This window comes from Pseudoalteromonas distincta (assembly GCF_005877035.1).
In the GTDB taxonomy this organism is placed as follows: domain Bacteria; phylum Pseudomonadota; class Gammaproteobacteria; order Enterobacterales; family Alteromonadaceae; genus Pseudoalteromonas; species Pseudoalteromonas distincta.
The window spans coordinates 1604486-1630029 of the sequence record NZ_CP040558.1 but is presented as its reverse complement, the minus strand read 5'-3'; the positions used below and the strand labels follow the sequence as shown (position 1 = coordinate 1630029).

23 protein-coding genes are annotated in these 25544 nt (G+C 39.5%); 16 read left to right on the top strand and 7 right to left on the bottom strand.

Going from position 1 to position 25544, the window contains the following annotated elements; translation table 11 throughout:
• Nucleotides 1-364 precede the first annotated feature (364 nt).
• The 8 genes from sdhC (at nucleotide 365) to sucD (ending at nucleotide 10228) form a co-directional block, all read left to right on the top strand.
• Entirely contained in the window at nucleotides 365-742 is a 378-nt protein-coding gene (gene sdhC / locus FFU37_RS07265; RefSeq protein ID WP_122975019.1) for a succinate dehydrogenase, cytochrome b556 subunit, read from the top strand.
• Nucleotides 733-1080, top strand: a complete 348-nt coding sequence (gene sdhD / locus FFU37_RS07260; protein ID WP_002961798.1) for a succinate dehydrogenase, hydrophobic membrane anchor protein — start codon at nucleotides 733-735, stop codon at nucleotides 1078-1080. The genes sdhC and sdhD overlap by 10 nt, the downstream gene beginning before the upstream one ends.
• A complete protein-coding gene (sdhA, locus tag FFU37_RS07255) occupies nucleotides 1081-2853 on the top strand; it encodes a succinate dehydrogenase flavoprotein subunit (RefSeq protein WP_002961801.1) in 1773 nt (590 codons plus the stop codon). It begins immediately after the preceding gene.
• A 10-nt stretch (nucleotides 2854-2863) separates the two neighbouring features.
• Nucleotides 2864-3580, top strand: coding sequence for a succinate dehydrogenase iron-sulfur subunit (locus tag FFU37_RS07250; RefSeq protein WP_002961804.1), 717 nt, complete (start codon nucleotides 2864-2866; stop codon nucleotides 3578-3580).
• A gap of 91 nt (nucleotides 3581-3671) precedes the next feature.
• On the top strand, nucleotides 3672-6491 hold the full coding sequence (gene sucA / locus FFU37_RS07245) for a 2-oxoglutarate dehydrogenase E1 component (protein WP_033021680.1): 2820 nt from the start codon (nucleotides 3672-3674) through the stop codon (nucleotides 6489-6491).
• A 3-nt stretch (nucleotides 6492-6494) separates the two neighbouring features.
• On the top strand, nucleotides 6495-8012 hold the full coding sequence (odhB, locus tag FFU37_RS07240; RefSeq protein WP_138489114.1) for a 2-oxoglutarate dehydrogenase complex dihydrolipoyllysine-residue succinyltransferase: 1518 nt from the start codon (nucleotides 6495-6497) through the stop codon (nucleotides 8010-8012).
• A gap of 177 nt (nucleotides 8013-8189) precedes the next feature.
• Complete coding sequence (gene sucC / locus FFU37_RS07235) at nucleotides 8190-9356, top strand: ADP-forming succinate--CoA ligase subunit beta (RefSeq protein ID WP_002961809.1); 1167 nt, start codon at nucleotides 8190-8192, stop codon at nucleotides 9354-9356.
• A complete protein-coding gene (gene sucD, locus FFU37_RS07230; protein WP_002961811.1) occupies nucleotides 9356-10228 on the top strand; it encodes a succinate--CoA ligase subunit alpha in 873 nt (290 codons plus the stop codon). The genes sucC and sucD overlap by 1 nt, the downstream gene beginning before the upstream one ends.
• 58 nt (nucleotides 10229-10286) lie before the next feature.
• Here the strand turns inward: sucD and FFU37_RS07225 are convergent, their stop codons facing one another.
• The gene (locus FFU37_RS07225; RefSeq protein ID WP_138489113.1) at nucleotides 10287-11357 is read right to left on the bottom strand and encodes a DUF3083 family protein; all 1071 of its coding nucleotides are present in this window, start codon (nucleotides 11355-11357) and stop codon (nucleotides 10287-10289) included.
• Nucleotides 11358-11575: 218 nt separating this feature from the next.
• Here FFU37_RS07225 and glnS point away from each other — a divergent pair, with 218 nt between their 5' ends.
• On the top strand, nucleotides 11576-13234 hold the full coding sequence (gene glnS, locus FFU37_RS07220; protein WP_024596870.1) for a glutamine--tRNA ligase: 1659 nt from the start codon (nucleotides 11576-11578) through the stop codon (nucleotides 13232-13234).
• Between the two features lie 273 nt (nucleotides 13235-13507).
• Here the strand turns inward: glnS and fur are convergent, their stop codons facing one another.
• The 5 genes from fur to FFU37_RS07195 all read right to left on the bottom strand — a co-directional run bounded on the left by fur (nucleotide 13508) and on the right by FFU37_RS07195 (nucleotide 16045).
• The gene (gene fur / locus FFU37_RS07215) at nucleotides 13508-13951 is read right to left on the bottom strand and encodes a ferric iron uptake transcriptional regulator (RefSeq protein ID WP_002962922.1); all 444 of its coding nucleotides are present in this window, start codon (nucleotides 13949-13951) and stop codon (nucleotides 13508-13510) included.
• Nucleotides 13952-14137: 186 nt separating this feature from the next.
• Nucleotides 14138-14665, bottom strand: coding sequence for a flavodoxin FldA (gene fldA / locus FFU37_RS07210; protein WP_007586856.1), 528 nt, complete (start codon nucleotides 14663-14665; stop codon nucleotides 14138-14140).
• Between the two features lie 14 nt (nucleotides 14666-14679).
• Nucleotides 14680-14958: a LexA regulated protein gene (gene ybfE, locus FFU37_RS07205; RefSeq protein ID WP_002962928.1), complete on the bottom strand. Its 279-nt coding sequence runs from the start codon at nucleotides 14956-14958 to the stop codon at nucleotides 14680-14682.
• 2 nt (nucleotides 14959-14960) lie between these two features.
• Nucleotides 14961-15182 carry a DUF2788 domain-containing protein gene (locus FFU37_RS07200; RefSeq protein ID WP_002962930.1) on the bottom strand — a complete coding sequence of 74 codons (222 nt, stop codon included), beginning with the start codon at nucleotides 15180-15182 and terminating at the stop codon, nucleotides 14961-14963.
• A 95-nt stretch (nucleotides 15183-15277) separates the two neighbouring features.
• A complete protein-coding gene (locus FFU37_RS07195; protein WP_138489112.1) occupies nucleotides 15278-16045 on the bottom strand; it encodes an alpha/beta fold hydrolase in 768 nt (255 codons plus the stop codon).
• A gap of 220 nt (nucleotides 16046-16265) precedes the next feature.
• Here FFU37_RS07195 and seqA point away from each other — a divergent pair, with 220 nt between their 5' ends.
• The 7 genes from seqA to FFU37_RS07160 all read left to right on the top strand — a co-directional run bounded on the left by seqA (nucleotide 16266) and on the right by FFU37_RS07160 (nucleotide 24249).
• Complete coding sequence (gene seqA, locus FFU37_RS07190) at nucleotides 16266-16862, top strand: replication initiation negative regulator SeqA (RefSeq protein WP_138489111.1); 597 nt, start codon at nucleotides 16266-16268, stop codon at nucleotides 16860-16862.
• Nucleotides 16863-16871: 9 nt separating this feature from the next.
• Nucleotides 16872-18509, top strand: coding sequence for a phosphoglucomutase (alpha-D-glucose-1,6-bisphosphate-dependent) (pgm, locus tag FFU37_RS07185; protein WP_002962933.1), 1638 nt, complete (start codon nucleotides 16872-16874; stop codon nucleotides 18507-18509).
• A 120-nt stretch (nucleotides 18510-18629) separates the two neighbouring features.
• The gene (astE, locus tag FFU37_RS07180) at nucleotides 18630-19682 is read left to right on the top strand and encodes a succinylglutamate desuccinylase (protein WP_138489110.1); all 1053 of its coding nucleotides are present in this window, start codon (nucleotides 18630-18632) and stop codon (nucleotides 19680-19682) included.
• A 265-nt stretch (nucleotides 19683-19947) separates the two neighbouring features.
• Nucleotides 19948-21162: a thiamine pyrophosphate-dependent dehydrogenase E1 component subunit alpha gene (locus FFU37_RS07175; protein WP_138489109.1), complete on the top strand. Its 1215-nt coding sequence runs from the start codon at nucleotides 19948-19950 to the stop codon at nucleotides 21160-21162.
• On the top strand, nucleotides 21162-22139 hold the full coding sequence (locus tag FFU37_RS07170; protein ID WP_138489108.1) for an alpha-ketoacid dehydrogenase subunit beta: 978 nt from the start codon (nucleotides 21162-21164) through the stop codon (nucleotides 22137-22139). The genes FFU37_RS07175 and FFU37_RS07170 overlap by 1 nt, the downstream gene beginning before the upstream one ends.
• Before the next feature lie 8 nt (nucleotides 22140-22147).
• Entirely contained in the window at nucleotides 22148-23734 is a 1587-nt protein-coding gene (locus FFU37_RS07165; protein ID WP_138489107.1) for a dihydrolipoyllysine-residue acetyltransferase, read from the top strand.
• 149 nt (nucleotides 23735-23883) lie between these two features.
• Nucleotides 23884-24249 (top strand): DUF805 domain-containing protein, encoded by a 366-nt coding sequence (locus FFU37_RS07160; RefSeq protein ID WP_138489106.1) that lies wholly within the window; start codon nucleotides 23884-23886, stop codon nucleotides 24247-24249.
• A gap of 61 nt (nucleotides 24250-24310) precedes the next feature.
• On the opposite strand, the gene FFU37_RS07155 is transcribed toward FFU37_RS07160, so the two are convergent.
• Nucleotides 24311-25480 (bottom strand): putative manganese transporter, encoded by a 1170-nt coding sequence (locus FFU37_RS07155; protein WP_138489105.1) that lies wholly within the window; start codon nucleotides 25478-25480, stop codon nucleotides 24311-24313.
• Nucleotides 25481-25544: the final 64 nt, after the last annotated feature.

Here is a 25544-nt window from a genome sequence, read left to right as displayed (position 1 = left end):
AATCTGTTTTAAGCACATCTTCGCATTTTAACGTGAAAGAGGGGGTTAAAGTCAATTTTTATAAACATTATGCATATATGTATAATAAATATTCGGTATTAATTAAATATAATACTATTGGCTAATTCGCAAACATCTCTAAATAAACAAGAATTGTAAAAAGTCCTGTGGGTATATATACTAACGGTGGTTTTAAACCGTATTGTATTTGGGTAAACATATTCTTAACAGCTTAAAATTTACTGTTTTGTGAACTTTAACTATTTTGATACGTTTATTCTGATAGTTCCATCAGTAATATTTGGTGGGTTTTTAGAAAAACAAGTAGATGAGCTCCACTGTGAGCAAAGATGGGCAAGTAACTGTGAAAAAGCAAAGACCTGTAAATCTAGATCTAACAACTATATCTATGCCGGCAACGGCTAAAGCTTCAATTTTTCACCGCGTCACCGGTGTTGCATTGTTTTTTGCTTTAACTTTTGTCATTTGGGCTTGGTCTGAGTCTCTCTCTTCAGCTGAAGGTTTTGAATTCGTCAAGGGTCTGTTTAACGGATTCATTGCCAAATTTATAGCTTGGGGCACTGTTTCTGTATTAGGTTATCACCTTATTGGTGGCATCCGTCATATGATTATGGATATGGGACATTGGGAAGAACTTGAATCAGGTAACCTCAGCGCTAAAGTATCAATGGCTCTTGGTGTTGTGTTTGCCGTATTGGCAGGGGTGTGGATATGGTTTTAAATCAAGCAACTCTAAAACGTGATGGTGTACAAGATTTCGTATCTTTACGTACCACGGCATTAATAATCAGCGCGTACGCGATTTTTATTATCGGCTATTTTTTAGCGACGCCAGAAGTCACTTTCGAAGCCTGGACAGGCCTCTTCTCTAACCTAGCAATGAAAGGGTTTACTTTAATTACCCTTATTTGCATTATGGTTCATACCCGCATTGGCCTTTGGCAAGTTCTTACAGACTATGTTAAGTGTTCGAAGTTGCGTGCTGTTTTAGGTTTTGTTTTAAACCTAATGGCCGTTGCTTACGTAGCTATTGGTCTAATCGTTTTATGGGGTGTTTAAGTGAAATATTCTGTTCGTGAATTTGACGCCGTAGTAATTGGTGCAGGTGGTGCTGGTATGCGCGCTGCTTTAGCAATTACAGAATCTGGCAAAACGTGTGCATTAATATCTAAAGTATTTCCAACGCGCTCACACACTGTATCTGCTCAAGGTGGTATTACAGTAGCGCTAGGTAATTCACACGAAGACAACTGGGAATGGCATATGTACGATACCGTTAAGGGTTCCGATTTTATCGGCGACCAAGACGCTATTGAATACATGTGTCAAACTGGCCCAGAAGCTATTACTGAATTAGAAAACATGGGACTACCATTTTCTCGTTTTGAAAATGGCCGTGTTTACCAACGTCCTTTCGGTGGTCAATCGAAAAACTTTGGTGGTGAACAAGCCGCACGTACTGCCGCTGCTGCTGACCGTACTGGTCATGCTTTACTTCATCTTCTATATCAACAAAACGTTAAAAACAAAACAAATGTATTCTCTGAGTGGTATGCACTTGACTTAGTTAAAAACGACAATGGCGATGTAGTAGGGTGTACAGCAATTGAGATTGAAACAGGTGAAATCACTTTCTTCAAATCTAAAGCAGTTGTATTAGCCACTGGTGGTGCAGGTCGTATATTCGCATCAACAACAAATGCTCACATTAACACCGGCGACGGTGTTGGTATGGCAACACGCGCTGGTATTTCTATGCAAGACATGGAAATGTGGCAGTTCCACCCAACGGGTATTGCAGGTGCTGGTACGCTAGTAACTGAAGGTTGTCGTGGTGAAGGCGGTTATCTTTTAAATAAAGATGGCGAGCGCTTCATGGAACGTTACGCACCAAACGCAAAAGACTTAGCGTCTCGCGATGTTGTTGCGCGTTCAATGATGACTGAAATCCGTGAAGGTCGTGGTTGTGATGGTCCTTGGGGTCCTCATATCAAGCTGAAACTTGACCATTTAGGTGAAGAAACGCTTAACCTACGTCTTCCTGGCGTATGTGACCTAGCTAAAACTTTCGCTCACGTTGATCCAGCTAAAGAACCAATTCCAGTAATTCCTACTTGTCATTATATGATGGGTGGTGTTCCTACTAACGTAAATGGACAAGCACTACAAATCGATGCTCAAGGCAACGAAAAAGTAGTTGAAGGTTTATTTGCTGTTGGTGAGATTGCATGTGTATCTGTACACGGTGCAAACCGCCTAGGTGGTAACTCATTACTAGATTTAGTTGTATTTGGCCGTGCTGCTGGTAACTTCTTAGGTAAATACCTTAAAGATGTTGAAGTGTCAAAAGCGGCTTCAGAGTCAGATTTAGAAGCGTCTCTTGCACGTTACAACCGTTGGGAAAATTCAACGGCTGGCCAAGGTGAAGATCCAGTTCAAATCAAAAAAGATCTACAGCAATGTATGCAGCTTAACTTCTCGGTATTCCGTGAAGGCGATTCAATGGCTTCAGGTCTTCAAGAACTTAAAGAAATTCGTGAACGTCTGCAACATGCTCGTCTTGATGATAAATCATCAGACTTCAATACGCAGCGTATCGAATGTCTTGAACTAGATAACTTAATGGAAACAGCTTACTCAACTGCAGTAGCTGCAAACTTCCGTACAGAAAGCCGTGGTGCACATTCTCGCTTTGACTACCCAGATCGTGATGACGAAAACTGGTTATGTCACTCAGTATTCAATCCTGTAACGGATGAAATGAGTAAGCGTGATGTAAACTATGCGCCTAAAACGCGTGAAGCTTTCCCACCTAAAGCACGTGTTTACTAGGAGATAGACGATGGCACAAGTACAATTTTCAGTTTATCGTTATAATCCAGATGTTGACAACGCTCCTCGTATGCAAGAATACACCTTGCAAACAGAGGAAGGTCACGACATGATGGTGTTAGATGCACTTATTCTTTTAAAAGAACAAGATCCTACACTATCTTTTCGTCGTTCATGCCGTGAAGGTGTGTGTGGATCTGATGGTGTTAACATGAATGGTAAAAATGGTTTAGCATGTATTACTCCTTTATCTACGCTACAAAAAAATGGCAAAGGTAAAATTGTAGTACGTCCGTTACCAGGCTTACCTGTGGTTCGTGACCTTGTTATTGACATGAGTCAGTTCTACACTCAGTACGAAAAAGTTAAACCTTATTTAATTAATGATCAGCCTGCAGCAGGCGAGCGTCTTCAATCTATTGAAGAACGTGATAAATTAGATGGGCTATATGAGTGTATTTTGTGTGCATGTTGTTCGACATCGTGTCCTTCGTTCTGGTGGAATCCAGACAAGTTCATTGGTCCAGCAGGCCTTCTTCACGCTTACCGTTTCTTAGCTGATAGCCGAGATACAGCAACTGAAGAACGTTTAGCGGATTTAGACGATGCGTTCAGTGTGTTCCGTTGCCACAGTATCATGAACTGTGTTAGCGTTTGTCCTAAGGGTCTTAACCCGACTAAAGCAATTGGGCAAATCAAATCTATGTTATTAAACCGAGCGGTTTGATTACTTAGTAAACGTAAGATGGCTAATACAGATTATTAGCCATCTTGTTATGATAACTATTAATTTCTGCGCTAAAGAAAAGGGCTTATAAATGCACGAAGGTGTGATGAAGGCATGGCTAGAATCTTCACATTTAAACGGCGGCAACGTTGCTTATGTAGAAGAGCTTTATGAAGCGTATTTAGACGATGCGACTTCTGTGCCAGATGAATGGCGAGAAGTGTTCGAACAATTACCTAAAGTTGATGGTGTGGATGTTGAAGTAAAACATTCAGAAGTTCGAACGCAGTTTGCACAGCTTGCAAAAAACAAGCATAGAGAAGTAGTGGTAGCAGAGGGTAGTGGCGGTGACCTTAAACAGGTTAAAGTTCTACAACTTATTAATGCTTTCCGTTTTCGTGGACACCAAAATGCAAACCTAGATCCATTAGGTATTTGGCAACGAGAGCGTGTACGAGATTTAGAGCTAGAGTACCACGACTTATCTTCAAGTGATTTTGACCGCGAGTTTAACGTAGGATCGTTTGCCGTAGGCCGCGATACTATGCCTTTAGGTGAACTATACCAAGCACTAAAAACTACATATTGTGGTTCAATTGGCGCTGAGTATATGCACATCACATCAACAGAGGAAAAGCGTTGGTTACAACAGCGTTTAGAATCTGTCCAGTCTAGGCCAAAATTCGAAAAAGACGAAAAGCTGCGTATCCTAAAAGGATTAACTGCTGCTGACGGACTTGAAAAATATTTAGGGGCTAAGTTCCCAGGTGCTAAGCGTTTCTCACTTGAAGGTGGCGATGCGTTAGTTCCAATGTTAAAAGAGCTTATTCACCGCGCTGGTGAAAGCGGCCAACAAGAAGCTGTTATTGGTATGGCTCACCGTGGTCGTTTAAATGTTCTTGTAAATGTACTTGGTAAAAATCCATCAGAGTTATTTGATGAGTTTGCTGGTAAACATAAAGAAACATTAAGTTCTGGCGATGTTAAATACCACATGGGTTATTCATCTGACTTTGCTACTAAAGGTGGCAATGTTCATATGGCGCTTGCGTTTAACCCGTCTCATCTTGAAATTGTAAACCCAGTTGTTATGGGCTCAGTACGTGCTCGTCTTGACCGCTTAGGTGACAGTTCTGGTATTAAAGCTTTACCAATTACAATTCATGGTGATTCTGCGGTTACAGGCCAAGGTGTTGTACAAGAAACGTTTAACTTATCACAAACTAACGCGTTTAGTTGTGGTGGTAGTATTCGTATTGTTGTAAATAACCAAGTTGGTTTTACTACATCAAAACAAGACGATGTACGCTCTACTGATTACTGTACTGACATTGCTAAAATGGTTCAGTCACCTATCTTCCATGTTAACTCTGATGACCCTGAAGCAGTTGCATTTGTTACTCAAATTGCACTTGATTTCAGAAACCAGTTTAAACGTGACGTAGTAATCGATTTAGTATGTTACCGTCGCCATGGTCACAATGAAGCTGATGAGCCTAATGCAACTCAGCCTGTTATGTACCAAAAAATTAAAAAACACCCAGTTCCACGTTTAATATACGCAGACCAACTTATAGCTGAAGGCTCTTTTTCTGAACAAGAAATAAAAGCACTTGCTGATGAGTACCGTAATGCATTAGACGAAGGCAACTGTGTTGTTTCAGAAATTCAACCAGAGACATCGCATTCTTCAGATTGGGCAAAGTATGTTGGCCATGAATGGGATGTTGATTACGATGCCAGCGTACCTGTTGAAGAGCTCAAAGCACTCGGTGAGAAAATCGCTTCTTACCCAGAGCAATATAAAGCACAGTCACGCGTTAAAAAGATTTACGATGATCGTAAATTAATGGCTTCTGGTGAGAAACCTCTAGATTGGGGTATGGCAGAAACACTTGCTTATGCAACAATCGCAACTGAAGGCACTGACATTCGTTTAACTGGTCAGGATTCAGGGCGTGGCACATTCTTCCATCGTCATGCTGTTGTTCACAGTCAATCAGACGGCGCTACTTATACACCTCTACAGCACTTAAGCGAAGATCAAGGTACTTTTGAAGTATTTGACTCTGTTTTATCTGAAGAAGCTGTTGTTGCTTTTGAATACGGTTATGCAACTGCAGAGCCTACTTCATTAGTGCTTTGGGAAGCACAGTTTGGTGATTTCGCCAACGGTGCACAGGTTGTATTTGACCAATTCCTAAGTTCTGGTGAGCAAAAATGGGGCCGTTTATGTGGTCTTACAATTTTGTTACCACATGGCTACGAAGGACAAGGTCCAGAACATAGTTCAGCTCGTTTAGAGCGTTTCCTACAACTATGTGCTGATCACAACATGCAAGTATGTGTTCCATCTACTCCTGCACAAGTTTACGCTATGCTTCGTCGTCAATCAGTTCGACCACTACGTCGTCCTTTGATTGTTATGACGCCTAAGTCGTTGCTTCGTCATCCTCTTGCAACTTCATCGCTTGAAGAACTATCGCATGGTGTTTTCCATAATATGATCGACGAAGTTGATGATATTAACCCTGAGAAAGTCGAACGCGTTGTATTTTGTAGTGGTAAAGTTTATTACGAACTATTACAAGAGCGTCGTAAGCTAGAGCAAGATAATATTGCTATTGTTCGTGTTGAGCAGTTATATCCGTTCCCACATGACGAAATGCAAACAATTATGGAGCGTTACCAACACGTAACTGATTTTGTATGGTGTCAAGAAGAGCCACAAAACCAAGGTGCATGGTATTGTTCACAACATCACTTTATTGATGCAATCCCACAAGGTGCTAAATTAAAATATGCAGGACGTAAAGCGTCTGCATCACCAGCGTGTGGTTACATGTCAGTACATACTAAAGAACAACAAGCGCTCGTTGCCGACGCGCTTACTATAGAAAATAAAGGATAAGCAATGAGCACAGAAATTAAAGTTCCTGTTCTTCCTGAGTCGGTTGCAGATGCTACCGTTGCTACATGGCATGTAAGTGTTGGCGACAAAGTAACTCGCGATCAAAACTTAGTAGACATTGAAACAGATAAAGTGGTTTTAGAAGTTGTTGCACAGCATGACGGTGTAATTACAGAAATATCACAAGAAGAAGGTGCAACCGTACTTGGCGATCAAGTTATGGGTTTACTTGGTGATGCTGATGCAGCGCCAGCAAGTGAAGGTTCATCTAAAGAAGAATCAGCACCAGCTAAATCAGAAGACGCGCCAGCGGCGCAATCAGCACCAGCATCAGAAGGTAAAGAAGTGGACATTAAAGTACCTGTACTTCCAGAATCAGTTGCAGACGCAACAATTGCTACATGGCATGTACAACCAGGTGACGCAGTAACACGCGACCAAAACTTGGTAGATATTGAAACAGATAAAGTTGTTCTTGAAGTAGTAGCTCAAGAAGATGGCATCATGGGTGATATCATTCACAACGAAGGCGATACTGTACTAGGCGAGCAAGTAATTGGTTCGGTTAAAGCAGGCGGCGCATCAGCAGCTCCAGTTGCAAAAGCAGACGAAACGCCAGCAGCAGATTCTAGCGAAAGTTCAGATGTGTTAACACCATCAGTTCGTCGTTTAATTGCTGAGAAAGGCTTAGACGCTTCTAAAATTAACGGCACAGGTAAAAATGGCCGTGTAACTAAAGAAGACGTTGATACGTTCTTAAAAGCACCAGCGCCAGCGGCTAAAAAAGCAGAAGCTTCTGCTCCTGCAGCACCGATGGGCGACCGTACTCAAAAACGTGTTCCAATGACTCGTTTACGTAAAACGATTGCTACACGTCTTCTTGAAGCTAAAAATTCAACTGCAATGTTAACAACATTCAACGAAGTGAACATGGAACCAATCATGAGCCTTCGTAAGCAGTACCAAGAAGTATTTGAAAAGCGTCATGGTATTCGTTTAGGTTTCATGTCTTTCTACGTGAAAGCGGTAACTGAAGCACTTAAACGCTTCCCAGATGTTAATGCATCAATTGATGGTGACGATATTGTTTACCATAACTATTTTGATATTAGCATTGCAGTATCTACTCCACGTGGTTTAGTTACTCCAGTACTTAAAGATTGTGACAAACTATCTGTTGCTGAAATCGAAAAGGGTATTCGTGAATTAGCACTTAAAGGTCGTGATGGTAAGCTAACGCTTGCAGATATGACCGGTGGTAATTTCACTATCACTAATGGCGGCGTATTTGGTTCATTACTATCTACACCTATCATTAACTTGCCACAGTCTTCAATTTTGGGTATGCATAAAATCCAAGACCGTCCGATGGCTGTAAATGGTAAAGTAGAAATACTACCTATGATGTATTTAGCACTTTCTTATGACCACCGTATCATTGATGGTAAAGAATCTGTTGGTTTCTTAGTGACTATTAAAGAGTTACTTGAAGATCCAACTCGCTTATTGCTAGATGTTTAATCTAGTTGTATGAAATGTAAGCTGTGAATGAACATTCACAGCTTTTTTTTTGCGCCTTTGGTCTTACTGGGGTTTTCATGTTAAGCCTTGGGATCTATACTAGGTGCGCAATTTGGGATAGTTGTTTATTTGAAAAAATATTCAGCTCTTTTAGTATAAAAAATTGGATAAAGCATCATGAATTTGCATGAGTATCAGGCAAAACAACTTTTTGCCGAATATGGTTTACCAGTTTCTCAGGGTTTCGCTTGCGATACACCTGAAGAAGCTGCAGCAGCTGCTGAAAAAATCGGCGGTGATATGTGGGTTGTTAAAACTCAGGTTCACGCAGGTGGACGTGGTAAAGCTGGCGGTGTAAAGCTAGTAAAAACTATCGACGAAGTAAAAGCGTTTGCAGCTAACTGGTTGGGTAAAAACCTAGTTACTTACCAAACAGACGAGAAAGGCCAGCCAGTAGCTAAAATTTTAGTTGAAAGCTGTACTGACATTGCTAACGAATTGTACCTAGGTGCAGTAGTTGACCGTGCATCTCGCAAAGTAGTTTTCATGGCGTCTACTGAAGGCGGCGTTGAAATTGAAACTGTTGCAGAAGAAACACCAGAGCTTATCCACAAAGCTGAAATTGATCCATTAGTGGGTCCTCAAGCTTATCAAGCACGTGAACTAGGCTTCAAATTGGGTCTTAACCCAGTACAAATGAAGCAGTTTGTTAAGATCTTTATGGGTCTTGGTAACATGTTTACTGATTTTGATTTCGCACTACTTGAAATCAACCCGTTAGTAATTACAGACGAAGGTAACCTTCACTGTCTTGACGGAAAAATCGGTATTGATGGTAATGCACTTTACCGTCAACCTAAAATCCGTGAGTTCCACGATCCATCTCAAGAAGATGCACGTGAAGCACACGCAGCAAGCTTCGAGCTTAACTACGTTGCTCTAGATGGCAATGTTGGTTGTATGGTTAACGGCGCAGGCCTAGCAATGGGTACTATGGACATCGTAAACCTACACGGCGGCAAACCGGCTAACTTCCTAGATGTTGGCGGCGGCGCGACTAAAGAACGTGTTTCTGAAGCATTCAAAATCATCCTTTCTGACGACAATGTTAAAGCTGTTTTAGTAAACATCTTTGGCGGTATCGTACGTTGTGACATGATTGCTGAAGGTATCATTGGCGCAGTTAAAGAAGTTGGCGTAAATGTACCTGTAGTTGTACGTTTAGAAGGTACTAATGCTGAATTAGGTCGTGAAGTTCTTAAGAACTCAGGTCTAGATATCATTGCTGCTGAATCACTAACAGACGCTGCTGAGAAAGTTGTTGCTGCTGCGGAGGGCAAATAATGTCTGTATTAATCAATAAAGATACAAAAGTTATCTGTCAAGGTTTCACTGGTGGCCAAGGTACTTTCCACTCAGAGCAAGCGCTTGAGTACGGTACACAAATGGTTGGTGGTGTAAGCCCAGGTAAAGGCGGTCAAACGCACCTTGGTCTTCCTGTATTCAACACAGTTCGTGATGCTGTTCAAGAAACTGGCGCAACTGCTTCAGTTATCTACGTACCAGCTCCTTTCTGTAAAGATGCAATCTTAGAAGCTATCGATGCTGGCATCGAGCTGATTGTTTGTATCACTGAAGGTATCCCTACGCTTGATATGGTTGACGTAAAAGTTAAACTAGATCAAACAGGTACTCGTATGATCGGTCCTAACTGTCCAGGTGTTATTACTCCTGGTGAGACTAAGATTGGTATCATGCCTGGTCACATCCACAAACCTGGTAAAGTAGGTATTGTTTCTCGCTCTGGTACTTTAACGTACGAAGCGGTTAAGCAAACTACTGATGCTGGTTTTGGTCAGTCTACGTGTGTTGGTATTGGTGGTGATCCAATCCCAGGTACTAACTTTATCGACGTTCTAGAAATGTTCGAAAAAGATCCACAAACTGAAGCAATCGTAATGATTGGTGAAATTGGTGGTACTGCAGAAGAAGAAGCTGCAGAGTACATCAAAGCTAACGTAACTAAACCTGTAGTATCTTACATTGCTGGTGTTACTGCACCAGAAGGTAAGCGTATGGGTCACGCTGGCGCAATCATCGCAGGCGGTAAAGGTACTGCTGATGAGAAATTTGCTGCATTAGAAGCTGCGGGCGTAAAAACTGTACGTTCACTTGCTGAAATCGGTAAAGCACTTAAAGAGAAAACAGGCTGGTAATTGCTTGTTTCCTCTGAAAAGGCCCGCTTATGCGGGCCTTTTTGTTATTGAGGTAAATTTAGAACGGATAACTAATATGCTGAAAAAAGCGTACAGACAAATCTTGTCGTTGTTTATTTATAGGCAGCTCGTTACATAATGCATGAATTGTTTTCTCTACTTGGTTCATAAAGCGGCCATAACCAATTTCATGTTTATCCTGCTGCGTTGCGACAATAACAAAATGTATTGTTTCTACTAATTTTGTTGCTTCATAAAAATACTTAATTTGATTTTCATTTGATTCAACATCAAAGCTCAACTTTTGTAACTCTGCATTACCTTCATTTTTATCTATTTTACTGTTTCGGACAATGGGTATTGCGCCATTAGCTACCATTGCACCGTGTGTTAGTTTGTTTTGTTCACATGCGCGTTTAAAACTATCTGCAAAGTAATCATAAAACTTTTCCACATCGTTATTGTTCACCATTGTTTGAAACTGTGTTTTGATGGCCCGAGAAACCGCAATGGTAAATGTTGCGTAAGTCATTTCAGCATAGTCACTAGGAATATTACATTGCCTTGATTGATAACGAGGGTAGAGGCTTCTGAGTTTATATCCATAACTCTCTTTATTTCCCTTATCTTTAGCAAATAAATCGTAAGTTAGATGTTGGTGATCGCGAAGTTTAAATTGGGGCTGATTTATAAATAACTGTTCTTGGAGTAAGTTTAATACTTTTTGCACTCTATTGTGAAACAAAGCTGAGTTTGCACGTAAGTCTTCACCCGTGGCTAAAAACAAGAAACGTATTTTCTTACTTTTTATATCTGGTGAGTAATAAATTTTATGTGCCTCGTGATAACGAGGGTTATAAAAAAACAACATCTGCTTGTCGGTTTCTAATTGATATGACTCATCATGAAAGCGTACAACCGGTAGTTTATCGTTTGCTAATAAATGTACATTATGCAGTTCATACTCATCACAACATGCAAATAATTGACGCGCAATACGCTCATAGCAACAGTTTATAGTGCTAAAGCTATTATAAAATGCTTCATTAGGTATTATTTCAGCCAATAAATAGTGGTTAGCGCGTGCATTAGTTGGAATATATACACGGTGTTGATTAAGTGTCGCCATCTTAGAATCCTTATAAAGTAGGTTATTTAGCTACTATAATTGGCTTTGATGACCTAAATGTTGCGTTAAAACAAATTTTATTCATAAACAATTGAACAAGTGGATTAAAGTTAATCAATATCTAAAATAAACCTTAATCTATTGCTGTATGTTATTGTATGTTTTTGTAATAATGCATTAGTTTTGTTATTACGTAATATTTAGAGGATCACACTCCTATGGCGGAAATTGAGAATCGCCCAAGTAACTTTATTAGAACCCGAATTGATGAAGACTTAGCAAGTGGCAAACATGCGACAACGCATACACGTTTTCCACCTGAGCCAAATGGTTTTTTACATATTGGCCATGCCAAATCAATTTGTTTGAATTTTGGTATCGCAAAAGACTACAACGGTTTATGTAACCTACGTTTTGACGATACAAACCCTGAAAAAGAAGACATTAACTACGTTAACTCTATTAAAGAGGATGTACAGTGGTTAGGCTTTAATTGGGATGGCGACATAAAGTATTCTTCTAACTATTTTGATACTTTATATGGTTATGCAGTAGAGCTTATTGAAAAAGGCTTAGCGTACGTTTGTTTTTTAACTGCAGACGAAGCACGACAGTACCGCGGTACATTAAAAGAGCCAGGTAAAAACAGTCCTTATAGAGATACTTCAGTTGAAGAAAACCTAGCGTTATTTGAAAAAATGCGCGCTGGCGAATTCAAAGAAGGTGAATGTGTACTGCGTGCTAAAATTGATATGGCAAGCTCATTTATGGTGCTTCGCGATCCAATTATTTACCGTGTACGTTTTGCTCATCATCACCAAACAGCAGACAAGTGGTGCATTTACCCAATGTATGACTTCACTCACTGTATTTCTGATGCGCTTGAAGGTATTACACATTCATTATGTACATTAGAGTTTCAAGATAACCGTCGTTTATACGACTGGGTACTTGATAACATTAGTTTAGAGTGTCACCCACAGCAAATTGAGTTTTCGCGCTTAAATCTTGAATACACTATTATGTCAAAGCGTAAGCTAAATGATTTAGTAGTAAATAACTATGTAGAAGGGTGGGATGACCCTCGTATGCCTACTATTGCAGGTTTACGTCGTCGTGGTTATACACCAGGTTCAATTCGTGAATTTTGTTTGCGTATTGGTGTAACAAAACAAGAGAATATGGTTGAAATGGGCATGCTTGAAGCCTGTATCCGTGAAGACTTAAACGAAAATGCACCACGTGCAATGGCTGTACTCGATCCTGTTAAAATCGTTATTGAAAACTACGATGCAGATAAAGTTGAAACTTTATCAGTGGCTAATCACCCAAATAAAGAAGAAATGGGGCGTCGTGATGTTCCATTTACTCGTGAAATCTATATTGAACGAGAAGACTTTAAAGAAGAAGCGAATAACAAATTCAAACGTTTAGTACTTGATAAAGAAGTACGCTTACGTGGTGCTTATGTTATTAAAGCGCAGCGTGTTGAAAAAGACGAAAATGGCGAAATCACAACTATCTTCTGTACTTACGACAGCGAAACACTTGGTAAAAACCCAAGTGATGGTCGTAAAGTAAAAGGTGTTATTCATTGGGTTTCAGCACCAGAGTCTATTAGTGCAGAAGTTCGTTTATACGACCGCTTGTTTAGCGTACCAAATCCAGCAGCTGCAGAGGAATTTGAAACTACGCTAAACCCGGAGTCACTGGTTGTTTTACCTAATGCTAAATTAGAACCATCGCTTGCTAATTCACAAGCAGAGCAGGGCTTTCAGTTTGAGCGTACAGGTTATTTCTCTCGTGATTCTAAATCAGAGAACGTTGTATTTAATCAAACCGTGGGTCTTCGCGATTCATGGTCTAAAACTCAATAAGTAATACCAATTCGCTTAATTAAGTGATCTATTTTGAGGCTGGAAAAACGTGTTGATAGCTAGGCAAAAAATTCGCTATTTAGTTGTTCTAAATGAGCACTTTTTAACGCAGGTAGCGGCACGTTTAGCCCCGCAAAATGATTAAGTATTATTTCGGATTGGTATAATACTTAAAATATACCCAGGATTTACTGGGTATATTCAATATTATCGTCTTTTAGGCACAAAAAAACCTGCAGTTAGCAGGTTTTTTTATTGCTTATAAAAGCGGTATTAGCTGTTAGCGTCGCTAAATTCTTTACACGCTGCTTTATCATTACACTCACCGTATAAATACAATGAATGATTTGTAAGAGTAATACCATTTTCTTCAGCAATTTCTAGTTGACGACGCTCAATCATGTCATCTTCAAACTCTACTACTTTGCCACATTTCAAACATACTAAATGATCGTGGTGAGTGCTTCCAGAAAGTTCAAATACTGATTTTCCGCCTTCAAAGTGATGACGGCTTACAATACCCGCATCATCAAATTGGTTAAGTACGCGGTATACAGTTGCAAGACCAATTTCTTCACCTAGATCCAAAAGAATTTTGTAAACATCTTCAGCACTGATGTGTTGGTTATCTGGAGATTGTAAAATCTCTAATATTTTAATACGCGGTAAAGTTACTTTTAAACCGGCTTTTTTAAGTTCCAAGTTATGATCAGTCATTAAATCTGTCTCAATTTTATTTGGTTATACTAGACATCTTGCAAAGATGTACACGACACATTAGCAACAAACAGGATAACGTGCCTAAGCGTTAAGTGCAAAGAACAATTGATTTATATTGCCTCTAAAGCTTAAAACGCTAACTGTTTGATAATTATTTAAACAGCTAGCGATATATGCAGTAAATTAGTCAGCTAATTCACTTAAACACATTTCTTCATATACTTGAGCAGACCATGCTTTAACACGTTGTTCTGTAAGCTCTGGTTGACGGTCTTCGTCGATACCCAAACCTACAAAGTGCTTATCATCAGCCATTCCTTTAGACGCTTCAAAGTCATAGCTTTCACTTGGCCAATGGCCCACAACAATAGCGCCACGTTCAGTAACAATATCGTTGATCATGCCCATTGCATCTAAAAAGTACTCAGCGTAATCTTCTTGGTCACCACAACCAAAAATAGCAACAAGTTTACCTTCAAAGTCTACTTCCTCAAGTTCTGGGAAAAAGTCATCCCAGTCACATTGTGCTTCGCCGTAGTACCAAGTAGGGATACCGAATAAGATTAAATCAAATTCAGCAATCTCTTCTTTAGAGCTTTTTGCAATATCATGAACAGCCACTAGCTTTTTACCCAATTCTTTTTGGATCATTTTTGCTACGTGTTCTGTGTTACCTGTGTCACTTCCGAAAAAAATGCCTACACTTGCCATGGATTTAAAACCTTTTATGTATCAATAGCCAATCTTTCTTGTAAAATCGTTTCAATCAGCGCACTGCGGCTAATATTTTGTGCATCTGCCATATCACTCAATGCTTGATATAACTGCGATGAAACTTTAAATTCAACACGCTTTAAACCACGTGCTTTATCTCTTTTTATTTGATTACGTTTATTTACCTTTAACTGCATATCCCGAGAAAGGGGATTGGTTTTAGGTCTGCCTGGGCGTTTTTCGTATTCAAATAAATCGAGTGTAGTTCTATCTGTTTCTGACTTCGCCATGCTTAACCTACACCTGCGCCTTGCCAAAATACTTGAATAAGCCCTTTAGCAATAAAGCCTGAACAACCTAAAAAGAGCACGCCCCAAACAATGTATTGTCCGAACTTTGGTACATTGCCACTTTTTAGTACGTCTTTAATTGCCATGCCGATGAATATGAAAATACCGGCTAAGCCAAAATACAACCCTAGGGTATCAAATTCGTTAATTAACTGACTGACCATCAACGTATAACCTTTAAATTAAACGGCGCGTACTATAGCATATAAATATTCATATATTTAGTGCGCTGAATCAAAAACACGCGATTAAAATTGCTTTAAACCGCAGTTAAAAAGTCATTTATCGCTTTATTAACAGCAAGAGGCTTTTGAGCATGAAGCCAATGACCTGCGCCATGAATAATTTTAGCCTTGGTGTTTTTAAAGCGTGCTGTAATTGCAGTACGATGCTCGGGCAATATATAGTCAGAATCATTACCTTTAATGAAAAGAGTATCGCATAAACAAGAATTGTTTTCATTAACATTGGACGTGATTGTCGAATATTTTTCATCAAGCACATTTAGGTTAAATCGCCATGCAAAATGACCTTCTTCATTTTTGGCGAGGCTTTTAAGTAAAAATTGTCGAACTCCAAGCTCTTCGATAAAAGGCTGCATAATTGCATCAGCTTGCTTTCTATCATCTATTGACTGCGTTGAAACTGCTTTTAGTGCTTGTAATATTTTTGTGTGGCGAGCAGGGTAACTAACAGGTGCGATATCAAGTACAACCAATTTATTTACCAGTTCAGGGTGTGTTAGTGCTAATTCCATTGCGACTTTCCCACCCATAGAATGTCCAACTAAATGAGCTTTATCTATGTTTAAATGTGCTAATAACTCGACAATATCTTGAGCCATTGCAGGGTAGTTCATTTCATCACTATGAGGAGAAAGCCCGTGGTTGCGTAAATCAACGTTAATAACATTAAAGTGTTCACTTAATGGTTTTGCGATTACATTTAGGTTTTCTAATGATCCAAAAAGTCCGTGGATCAAGATAACATTAGGGCCTTGCCCTTGTTGCTTGTAATTTAACTGCATACACGCCTCCTGAAAATTTCGCCATAGTTTGCCGAGCATTGCTCTAAAAAGCAAAAAATACAGCGACTATTTATTAAATTGGGCTTTTGTTTGTTAAATCAACAACAATCAAGTAAATATTAATATGTTTACGGGAGTGCTTGTTGTAACTCGCATTTCTGATTGGTTTGGGTATAATCACACGGGAGAAAAAAATGTGACCCGTAATGACAGGAAGAACATGAAACAAATCGACATAGACGACGAGTTATATCAGTATATTGCAAGCAATACGCAAAGTATTGGTGAAAGTGCATCCACTATTTTACGTCGTTTATTAAATCTTAGCGGCGAAAAAATTCAAACCGCAAACGTAGAACTAACTCAAAATAATCAAACTGCGACTACGTCTACCGCCACATTAAAAAGCTCAGAGCCACCTGCTGCTGAGACTTCAAAAAAACAAACGCCTCTAGCTCACGCACCCGTGAAGCAAAAGAGCGATAATGTTTTTAATGTATTAAATAAAGAAGAGCTGGCAATGCAAAAGGGTGTTGTTGGGCGCTTTTTGTTTATTTTAAGTGCATTTTACCGCACACATAAAACTGATTTTTCGGCTGTACTAGATATAAAAGGGCGTGACCGTGTTTACTTTGCTACTAGTAAAGAAGCCTTAGTAAATAGCGGTAGTAGTATGAACCCTAAAAACATAACTGATAGTGAATATTGGGTTATGACAAATTCTAATACAACGCGTAAAAAAATGATGCTTCATGAAGTTGCTCTTTGCCTTGGATATAGTGCAGAGCAAGCTGAAAAAATTCGCGATTACCTGTAAGGAAATATAATGGCTATTCACTCAGGCGCAGGCAAAACTGCTCCACAATCAGCACTGGTTAACGTACCTAAATTAGTATCTGCGTATTACTTAAACGAACCTGATCTTGAACAAAATCCAGAGCATTGTGTTGCTTTTGGTACATCAGGCCACCGTGGTTGTTCTTACGATGTTAAATTTAACGAGTCACACATTTTAGCGATTACTCAGGCTATTTGTGATTATAGAAAACAAAATGATATTTTTGGTCCGTTATTTTTAGGTAAAGACACACACGCACTGAGTGAGGCTGCATTTAATTCAGCTATTGAAGTTTTAGTTGCTAACGAAGTGCAAGTGATAACGCAAGAAAACGGTGACTTTACACCAACGCCAGTTATCAGCCACGCCATAGTTAGCCATAACAAGCTACACCCAAATGAGCTTGCAGACGGGATTGTTGTTACGCCTTCGCATAACCCTCCTGAAGATGGTGGCTTTAAATACAACCCACCTAATGGCGGACCTGCTGATACCGACGTTACTAAATGGATTGAAGACAGAGCAAATCAACTTTTATTAGAAGACTTGGTTGAAGTTGAGTTATTCCCATTCGCTAAAGCTTCACGTTCAGGCTTTATCCGCTACGAAGATTTAATGACTCCTTATATTGATGATTTAGCAAATATCGTTAATTTAAAAGCCATTAGCGATGCAGGTATCAAAATTGGTATCGATCCACTAGGTGGTTCAGGTATTAATTTTTGGCCTGTTATTGCTAAAAAATATAATTTAGATTTAACCGTCGTTAATGATGTTGTTGACCCACGTTTTGCTTTTATGCCACTTGATAAAGATGGCAAAATTCGTATGGATTGTTCATCACCTTATTCAATGGCGAACCTTATTGCATTAAAAGATGATTTTGATGTGTCTATTGGTAACGACCCTGACTACGATCGCCACGGTATTGTAACGCCAGATGGTTTAATGAATCCAAACCACTTTTTAGCAGTGGCAATTGATTACTTACTTAAACACCGTGATTGGAATGAAACAGTAGAGATTGGTAAAACACTGGTTTCTAGCTCTATGATCGATAAAGTAGCAGCGCGCAATAATCGAAAAGTAAAAGAAGTACCCGTAGGCTTTAAATGGTTTGTTGAAGGCTTAAGCAAAGGCAAGCTTGCCTTTGGTGGCGAAGAAAGCGCAGGTGCTGCATTCTTACGTTTTGATGGTTCTGTATGGTGTACAGATAAAGACGGCTTTATTATGGGACTACTCGCTGCAGAAATACTTGCAGTAACAGGTAAAACACCATCAGCGCTTTATAAAGAACTAGAACAAGAGTTTGGTTCTCCAATTTACAAACGTCTTGATGCACCGGCCTCAAGCGGCCAAAAGTCACGTTTAAAAGCATTGAGTGCTTCTGATGTTAAAGCAGATACACTTGCTGGCGAACCTATTTTGCAAAAACTGACTCATGCACCAGGTAACGATGCGGCAATTGGTGGTTTAAAAGTGGTCACTGAAAATGGCTGGTTTGCAGCGCGTCCATCAGGTACTGAAGATATTTATAAAATATACCTTGAATCATTTAAAGGTGAAGAGCATTTAGCGTTACTTGAAAAAGAAGCTAAAAAGTTAGTCGATTCTGTGATCAGCTAACACTGCTTAAACTATTTTAAAACGGCTGATTTATTCAGCCGTTTTTGTTTCTATACCTTTACCTTGTGCATATGTATGCATAAGAGTTTACTCTCACATTATTTTTAAAGGGCTTATTACATGTCAGCCAATCCATCTTACTTAAATGAATTAAAACAAACGGGCGATTTTTTAACGCTTAGCCGTAATAACGAATGGCATTTAGATGCAGGTGAATTTGTTTTAGATAATGGAACTTGTGTAAATATACACGATACCGGTGTAATTGAGTTTCAACCTGCTGTCAAAACAAGCAAAGATGTAATTTATTCAAGCGCTGTACACGGTAACGAAACTGCGCCAATTGAAATTTGTGATGCGCTCATTAAACAAATTATAAAAGGTGAGCTAGTCCTTAAACAGCGTGTTTTATTTATTTATGGTAATCCACAATCAATTAATATTGGCCTGCGTTTTGTAGAAGAAAACTTAAATAGATTATTTAATGGTCACCATACAGTTGAAGGTGTACCAATGAATAATGAACGAAACCGCGCTGCAAAGCTTGAGCAATACGTAAGTGACTTTTATGCACGTGGCCAGCAAGGCAGTAGCCGATGTCATTACGACTTACACACTGCAATTAGAGGCTCTAAAAACGAAAAATTTGCTGTGTATCCATTTTTACATGGTAAGCCATGGAAAAAGTCACAGTTACAATTTTTATTGAGCTGTGGTGTAAATACCGTACTTATGATGAAATCACCCGCAACAACGTTTAGCTATTATTCGTCGTTTGTTCATGGTGCGGACTCGTTTACGGTAGAGCTGGGTCAGGTTAAGCCATTTGGCCAAAATGATATGGCCCGCTTTGAAAAAACAAAGCAAACATTAACTGCATTAATTAGCCAAAATGAAGTTAAATACCCTGATTTTAATGCAAGTGAGTTTGAGTTATTTGAAGTGCACCGCACAATTAATAGAACGCAGGATGATTTTAGTTTCCCTTTTTCTGATGATGCTGAGAACTTTACTGGCTTTGCGAAAGGTGAACTACTTGCAACCGACGGTGATACAGCGATTTACGCTGACGTTGAAGGTGAGGCTATTATATTTCCAAATGCGAGCGTAGCATTAGGCCAAAGAGCACTGCTTACCGTTATTCCAATGGATATTGATAGCAATTTCGTCTAATTAAACTCATCAGACCACTGGTGGCTTCAAGTTAACTATATGATTACTATTAATTAAAGTAACCGTATCGTTAACTTGCCACTTATTTAACCTGTATTTGCTTTTGTTTCGTCCCAGATGTGTTGAATAACACTTTACGTTAACGTAAAGTGTTGGCAGCTTTAATTAAAGGTAGTGCAGATGTTGCAAAGTTTAACCAGCAACAATCACCCACAATAATAATTTAAAGGGGCACTGTTTTACCGACAACAAAAGAAGGTAGGTTATGAGTAATCCAAATAACGTATCGCTGAATATTAACCACGCGCTTGAATTTATTGATGGCCAAGCACTTAATATTCCAACCCTTAGTATTTTAACTGAGGACGGCGACATTCATCCTAGTGCAACCGCACCTGATATTTCAAAACATACCGCTATTAAGTTATATGAAACAATGCGTTTTATACGTTTGTTAGATGAACGTATGCAAGGCGCGCAGCGCCAAGGTCGTGTTAGTTTTTATATGCAATGCCTAGGCGAAGAAGCCGCAGTTACAGCCTCTTCTGCTGCACTTGATCAAGACGATATGATCATGGCGCAATATCGTGAACAAGCAGCACTGCATTATCGTGGCTTTACGCTTGATCAATTTATGAACCAAATGTTCTCAAATGAATTGGATTTAGGTAAAGGTCGCCAAATGCCAATCCATTATGGCTCTAAAGCGCTAAACTACATGACGATTTCATCGCCACTGGGTACGCAAATACCACAGGCAACAGGTTATGCATATGGTCAAAAAATAAAGCATATCGACGCTAAAACAGGTGAGCTTGCAAGTACAATTGATAACGTGACTATTTGTTACTTTGGCGAAGGTGCTGCATCAGAAGGTGACTTTCATGCGGGCTTAAATATGGCGGCTGTTCACAAAGCGCCGGTTATATTTTTTGCACGTAATAACGGCTATGCCATATCTACCCCTGCTGATGAACAGTTTAAAGGCGATGGTATTGCGTCGCGTGGTGTAGGTTATGGTATTAAAACAATTCGTGTTGATGGCACAGATGCACTTGCAGTGTATGCAGCGACTAAAAAAGCACGCGAAATAGCCTCAACACAAGGTGAGCCTGTGCTTATTGAATCGATTGCTTATCGATTAGGCGCGCATTCTACATCAGACGATCCCAGTGGTTATCGCTCTAAAGATGAAGAGGCAAATAATCAAATCTGTCCTATTGATAAATTTAGAAAATGGTTGGTTAAGCAAGATTGGTTAAACGAAGAGGACGACATAAAAGCAAAAGAGTCGATTCGTGAAGAAATTTTAGCAGCGCTTAAGCGTGCTGAAGTTGTTGCCAAGCCTGCTTTAGAAGAATTGGTATCTGACGTTTACGATACTCCAATTCCCTTATTGCAACGCCAGTACGAGCAATTAAAAGATCATATAAAACAGCATCCAGATGCTTACCCAGTAACCGCAGGGAGAATTAAGTAATGGCTAAAATGAACATGCTCCACGCAATTAACTCTGCCCTCGATATTACGATGAACGAACACCCTCAAGCCTGTATTTTTGGCGAAGATGTTGGTTACTTCGGCGGTGTATTTAGAGCAACATCAGGTTTGCAAGAAAAGTACGGTAAGCATCGCGTTTTTAATACGCCTTTAACCGAACAAGGTATTTTAGGTTTCGCTAATGGCTTAGCGGCTTTTGGTGCGCCTGCATTGGCAGAAATTCAATTTGCTGATTATATATTCCCAGCGTTCGATCAAATAGTAAATGAATCCGCTAAATTTCGTTATCGCAGTGGTAATGAATTTAATGTGGGTAACTTAACTATTCGTACGCCTTATGGCGGTGGTATTGCTGGTGGCTTATACCACTCGCAATCACCCGAAGCTTATTTTGCACATACACCGGGCTTGAAAGTGGTTGTACCGCGTAACCCTTATCAAGCTAAGGGGTTATTACGTGCCTCTATTAAAGATGATAACCCTGTCATATTTTTTGAGCCTAAGCGTTTATATCGTGCATCAACAGGCGAAGTGCCAGAAGAAGATTATAGTATTGAATTAGGCACGGCTGAAGTAGTACAAGAGGGTACCGATATTACGCTTTTAGCGTGGGGTGCTCAAATGGAGATTATTGAAGAGGCAGCACAGCAAGCAAGCGAGCAAGGTATAAGCTGTGAAGTTATTGACCTTCGTAGTATTTTACCATGGGATGTTGAAACGATTGCTAAATCGGTTATTAAAACCGGTCGTTTAATCGTGAGCCATGAAGCGCCTATAACTAATGGCTTTGGTGCCGAAATAGCAGCAACAATACAACAAGCGTGTTTCTTGCATTTAGAGTCGCCAATTTTACGTGTATGTGGTCTAGATACACCATACCCGTTGGCACTTGAAAAAGAATACGTACCGGATGCACTAAAAGTGTTGGCTGCAATTAAACAATCAATGGATTTTTAGGGGGTACCATGGCGAAAGATTTTATATTACCCGATATTGGTGAAGGCATTGTTGAATGCGAAGTAGTTGAATGGCTAGTACAAGAAGGCGATACCGTATCTGAGGATCAGCCAATTTGTGATGTGATGACAGACAAAGCATTAGTACAAATTCCGGCAGTGCATGATGGCGTTATTTCAAAGCTATATTATCAAAAAGGTGAAATTGCTAAAGTACATGCTCCTTTATTTGCTATGGATGTAACTGGTGATAGTACGAGTAATGAAGTAGTAGAAGAGCCAGTTCAAGCTGAAAATCAAACTAATAACAATGCATCTGATGTAGTTGAGGACTTTATACTACCTGATATTGGTGAAGGTATTGTCGAATGTGAGATTGTTGATTGGTTAGTCGCAGAAGGCGATGAAATAGAAGAAGACCAAGCGGTTTGTGACGTAATGACCGACAAAGCATTAGTACAAATTCCGGCAAAATATACAGGCACAGTAAAAAAACTATATTACCAAAAAGGTGAAATAGCAAAAGTACATAGCCCGTTGTTTCAAATGACAATTGCAGGCAGTGCAGTAAAGCCAAATGTTGATATAAACCAAGCGGTCGTAAAGGCTCAAACTAATGCCGTCGCTGAAAAAGTTGCACCAGTTGAAACACAGCAAGCTGCAAAGGTTATCAATCAAAAAGCGGTTGCATCCCCTGCAGTTCGTCGTAAAGCACGTGAGCTAGATGTTGATTTAACCTGTGTACCAGGTAGTGGAAAAAATGGCCGTATTTACAAGCAAGATATTGAAGAGTTTGTAAAAGGCGAAGTGCCAAATACTATTGATACTTCACCGCTTAATAGCGATGCTTCTCAAAGTGCAGTACAAAACCAAACACAGAATCAAAGCGGTGGCGTACGAGTAGAGCAAATTAAAGGCATTAAAGCGGCCATGGCCAAACAAATGGTAGCTTCAGTTTCAACTATTCCGCACTTTACGTTTAGTGATGAAATAGACTTAACACAGCTTATAGCTTTGCGCAGCTCCTTAAAAGAGCAGTACAAAGCACAAGGCGTAAAGCTCACCATGATGCCATTTTTTGTAAAAGCACTCTCGCTGGCAATGAAAGAGTACCCTGTACTTAATTCAAAAGTGAATGATGATTGCTCAGAGCTTACCTATTATAACGATCATAATATTGGTATAGCGGTTGATTCAAAAATTGGCTTGTTAGTGCCTAATATTAAGTCGTGCCAGAGTAAGAGTATTGTTGATGTGGCTAATGATTTAACCCGCTTAACTCACTCAGCGCGAGAAGGGCGTGTTGCACCTGATGATTTAAAAGGTGGGACAATTAGTATCTCTAACATTGGTGCGATTGGCGGCACTATTGCGACCCCTATAATTAATAAACCAGAAGTAGCTATTGTTGCATTGGGTAAACTGCAGCACTTACCGCGTTTTGATGAAAGTGGCCAAGTTGTGAGTAAAGCGATAATGCAAGTGAGTTGGTCTGGCGATCATCGTGTTATTGATGGCGGCACTATTGCACGCTTTAATAACCTATGGAAATCGTACTTAGAAAACCCATCGGCAATGATGATGGCTATGAGTTAATAGCTAAACTGCTAATATGTAATAAAAACCAGCAATTTGCTGGTTTTTTGTTTTAAATGAGTCTGTTTTTATTTAAGATACAAGTGTTACTAAAAAGTAATAAAGTTACCCCTGTTAGGGAATATAAAAAATAACACTAAGGAAATTTCATGGAACATTATATGAATGCGCTTCGCAGCTACGCCGATTTTTCAGGCCGTAATCGCCGCAAAGCATTTTGGATGTTTTACTTAATCAACTTTTTAATCGCTTTAGCACTGGGAGTGGTTGATGAGCTGATGGGTGTAGCTGTGATTGGAACAATATATAGCTTGGCATTATTGATCCCTCAATTGAGTGCTGGCGCACGTCGCCTTCATGATACTGGCCGTTCAGGCTGGTGGCAGTTACTTTGGTTAGTGCCAGTAATTGGTTGGATTGTTTTAATTGTTTTTCTTGCACAAGACTCACATGAAGGCGAAAATGATTATGGCCCAAATCCAAAAGAACTAGCTGCAGAGCCAGCAGCCGTATAAATAAAATAAGTTAACATCCTAAAAGCTCAGCAATAGCTGAGCTTTTTTGTTTATGGCAATTTTAACTTAAAAAGTAAAGGCCATAGCCAACGGCCAAAGCAGGAATAGATGTATACACAGTCGCAATTACAGCCGCTTTAGGTGCCATTGCAATTGCAGGAAATAACGCATCACCATCGTTAGATATTGCATTAGCAGTTAATGCACTAAAGGGAATAATGCCTTGAATATATAACGTAGTAACAATTATTTGCGGACCACAACCTGGTAAAAAACCAATCACTACAGCAATAAGTGGCGCTAAATAAGCATAATGTGCAAACCAGTTTTTTAAATCAAGCCCTGCAATATTTACTAAAATCTCAAACAACATAAATGATGCCACTACCCATGCGGTCACAAAGTGTGTGTCTTGAAGTACTTTAATAATTTTAGAAGGTGGATTACATTCATCGTCTTCTGAGGTTACTTCTTTATAGCTTTCACCTTTAGAAGAATACGCCCATATAGTTACAGTAAATAACGCCATTGCAGCACCAAAAATACTAATACTTGTGCCTGTGTATTTTCCAAATTGATCAAAGTCGACATTAAATGCAATTAAAAAAGCAATAATGAGGCTTGGAATAATAGCGAACATCCAAACGGGTTTGCTTATTTTAATTATACGAGTTGGCAATACTTTAACTTGGTGTTTTTGTTCTTGCTTTGTTGGGCGTAAAAAGTCTTTTGCATGTAGGGCATTTACTATAACACCACAAAGCGTGCCTACGACTAAGCCAATGGCCATTATGGTTAAACCTTCAGTAGGGCGAGTGGCAAGGAGTAAAAATGCGGCATCTCCCATTGTAGCTGTTAAAACAGCAACAATGGCCCCAAAACTTGCTTGGCCTTTTGTAAACTGGGTAACCACTATTATTGCACCACCACATCCAGGAAGTGCACCTAAAACGGCAGCAAAAAATATTTCTAATACCGGCGATTTAGCACTTAAATAACTAAGCTCTAATTGAGGTAAATGCTCTATGGCGTAGTAATAAATTAATAATGTAGCAGCAACAAATACGCTAACTTGAAAAAAAGCATCGCTTAGTGCTGTTATTGTAATTTCACGAAGTGATGGCACAGCTAAGCATACCAGTAAAAAAAGTGGTAATAATAAACGTTTATTTTGGCTAACAAAGCGTTTAGAAGCGGGCGTAATAAATCCTATTTGAGAGAGTAAAATCATACAGTGTTACCAATTAAATAAACTTAGTAACACTGTATATTTTAATTAAATGATAATCAATATC

Coding starts and splice junctions, on each gene's coding strand:
- pgm (WP_002962933.1), top strand. CDS start 16,872: ATGGCTATTCACTCAGGCGCAGGCAAAACTGCTCCACAATCAGCACTG.
- FFU37_RS07250 (WP_002961804.1), top strand. CDS start 2,864: ATGGCACAAGTACAATTTTCAGTTTATCGTTATAATCCAGATGTTGAC.
- FFU37_RS07175 (WP_138489109.1), top strand. CDS start 19,948: ATGAGTAATCCAAATAACGTATCGCTGAATATTAACCACGCGCTTGAA.
- sucA (WP_033021680.1), top strand. CDS start 3,672: ATGCACGAAGGTGTGATGAAGGCATGGCTAGAATCTTCACATTTAAAC.
- sucD (WP_002961811.1), top strand. CDS start 9,356: ATGTCTGTATTAATCAATAAAGATACAAAAGTTATCTGTCAAGGTTTC.
- fldA (WP_007586856.1), bottom strand. CDS start 14,665: ATGGCAAGTGTAGGCATTTTTTTCGGAAGTGACACAGGTAACACAGAA.
- seqA (WP_138489111.1), top strand. CDS start 16,266: ATGAAACAAATCGACATAGACGACGAGTTATATCAGTATATTGCAAGC.
- sdhD (WP_002961798.1), top strand. CDS start 733: ATGGTTTTAAATCAAGCAACTCTAAAACGTGATGGTGTACAAGATTTC.
- FFU37_RS07200 (WP_002962930.1), bottom strand. CDS start 15,182: ATGGTCAGTCAGTTAATTAACGAATTTGATACCCTAGGGTTGTATTTT.
- FFU37_RS07170 (WP_138489108.1), top strand. CDS start 21,162: ATGGCTAAAATGAACATGCTCCACGCAATTAACTCTGCCCTCGATATT.
- FFU37_RS07195 (WP_138489112.1), bottom strand. CDS start 16,045: ATGCAGTTAAATTACAAGCAACAAGGGCAAGGCCCTAATGTTATCTTG.
- sucC (WP_002961809.1), top strand. CDS start 8,190: ATGAATTTGCATGAGTATCAGGCAAAACAACTTTTTGCCGAATATGGT.
- FFU37_RS07225 (WP_138489113.1), bottom strand. CDS start 11,357: ATGGCGACACTTAATCAACACCGTGTATATATTCCAACTAATGCACGC.
- FFU37_RS07165 (WP_138489107.1), top strand. CDS start 22,148: ATGGCGAAAGATTTTATATTACCCGATATTGGTGAAGGCATTGTTGAA.
- FFU37_RS07160 (WP_138489106.1), top strand. CDS start 23,884: ATGGAACATTATATGAATGCGCTTCGCAGCTACGCCGATTTTTCAGGC.
- odhB (WP_138489114.1), top strand. CDS start 6,495: ATGAGCACAGAAATTAAAGTTCCTGTTCTTCCTGAGTCGGTTGCAGAT.
- FFU37_RS07155 (WP_138489105.1), bottom strand. CDS start 25,480: ATGATTTTACTCTCTCAAATAGGATTTATTACGCCCGCTTCTAAACGC.
- fur (WP_002962922.1), bottom strand. CDS start 13,951: ATGACTGATCATAACTTGGAACTTAAAAAAGCCGGTTTAAAAGTAACT.
- ybfE (WP_002962928.1), bottom strand. CDS start 14,958: ATGGCGAAGTCAGAAACAGATAGAACTACACTCGATTTATTTGAATAC.
- astE (WP_138489110.1), top strand. CDS start 18,630: ATGTCAGCCAATCCATCTTACTTAAATGAATTAAAACAAACGGGCGAT.
- glnS (WP_024596870.1), top strand. CDS start 11,576: ATGGCGGAAATTGAGAATCGCCCAAGTAACTTTATTAGAACCCGAATT.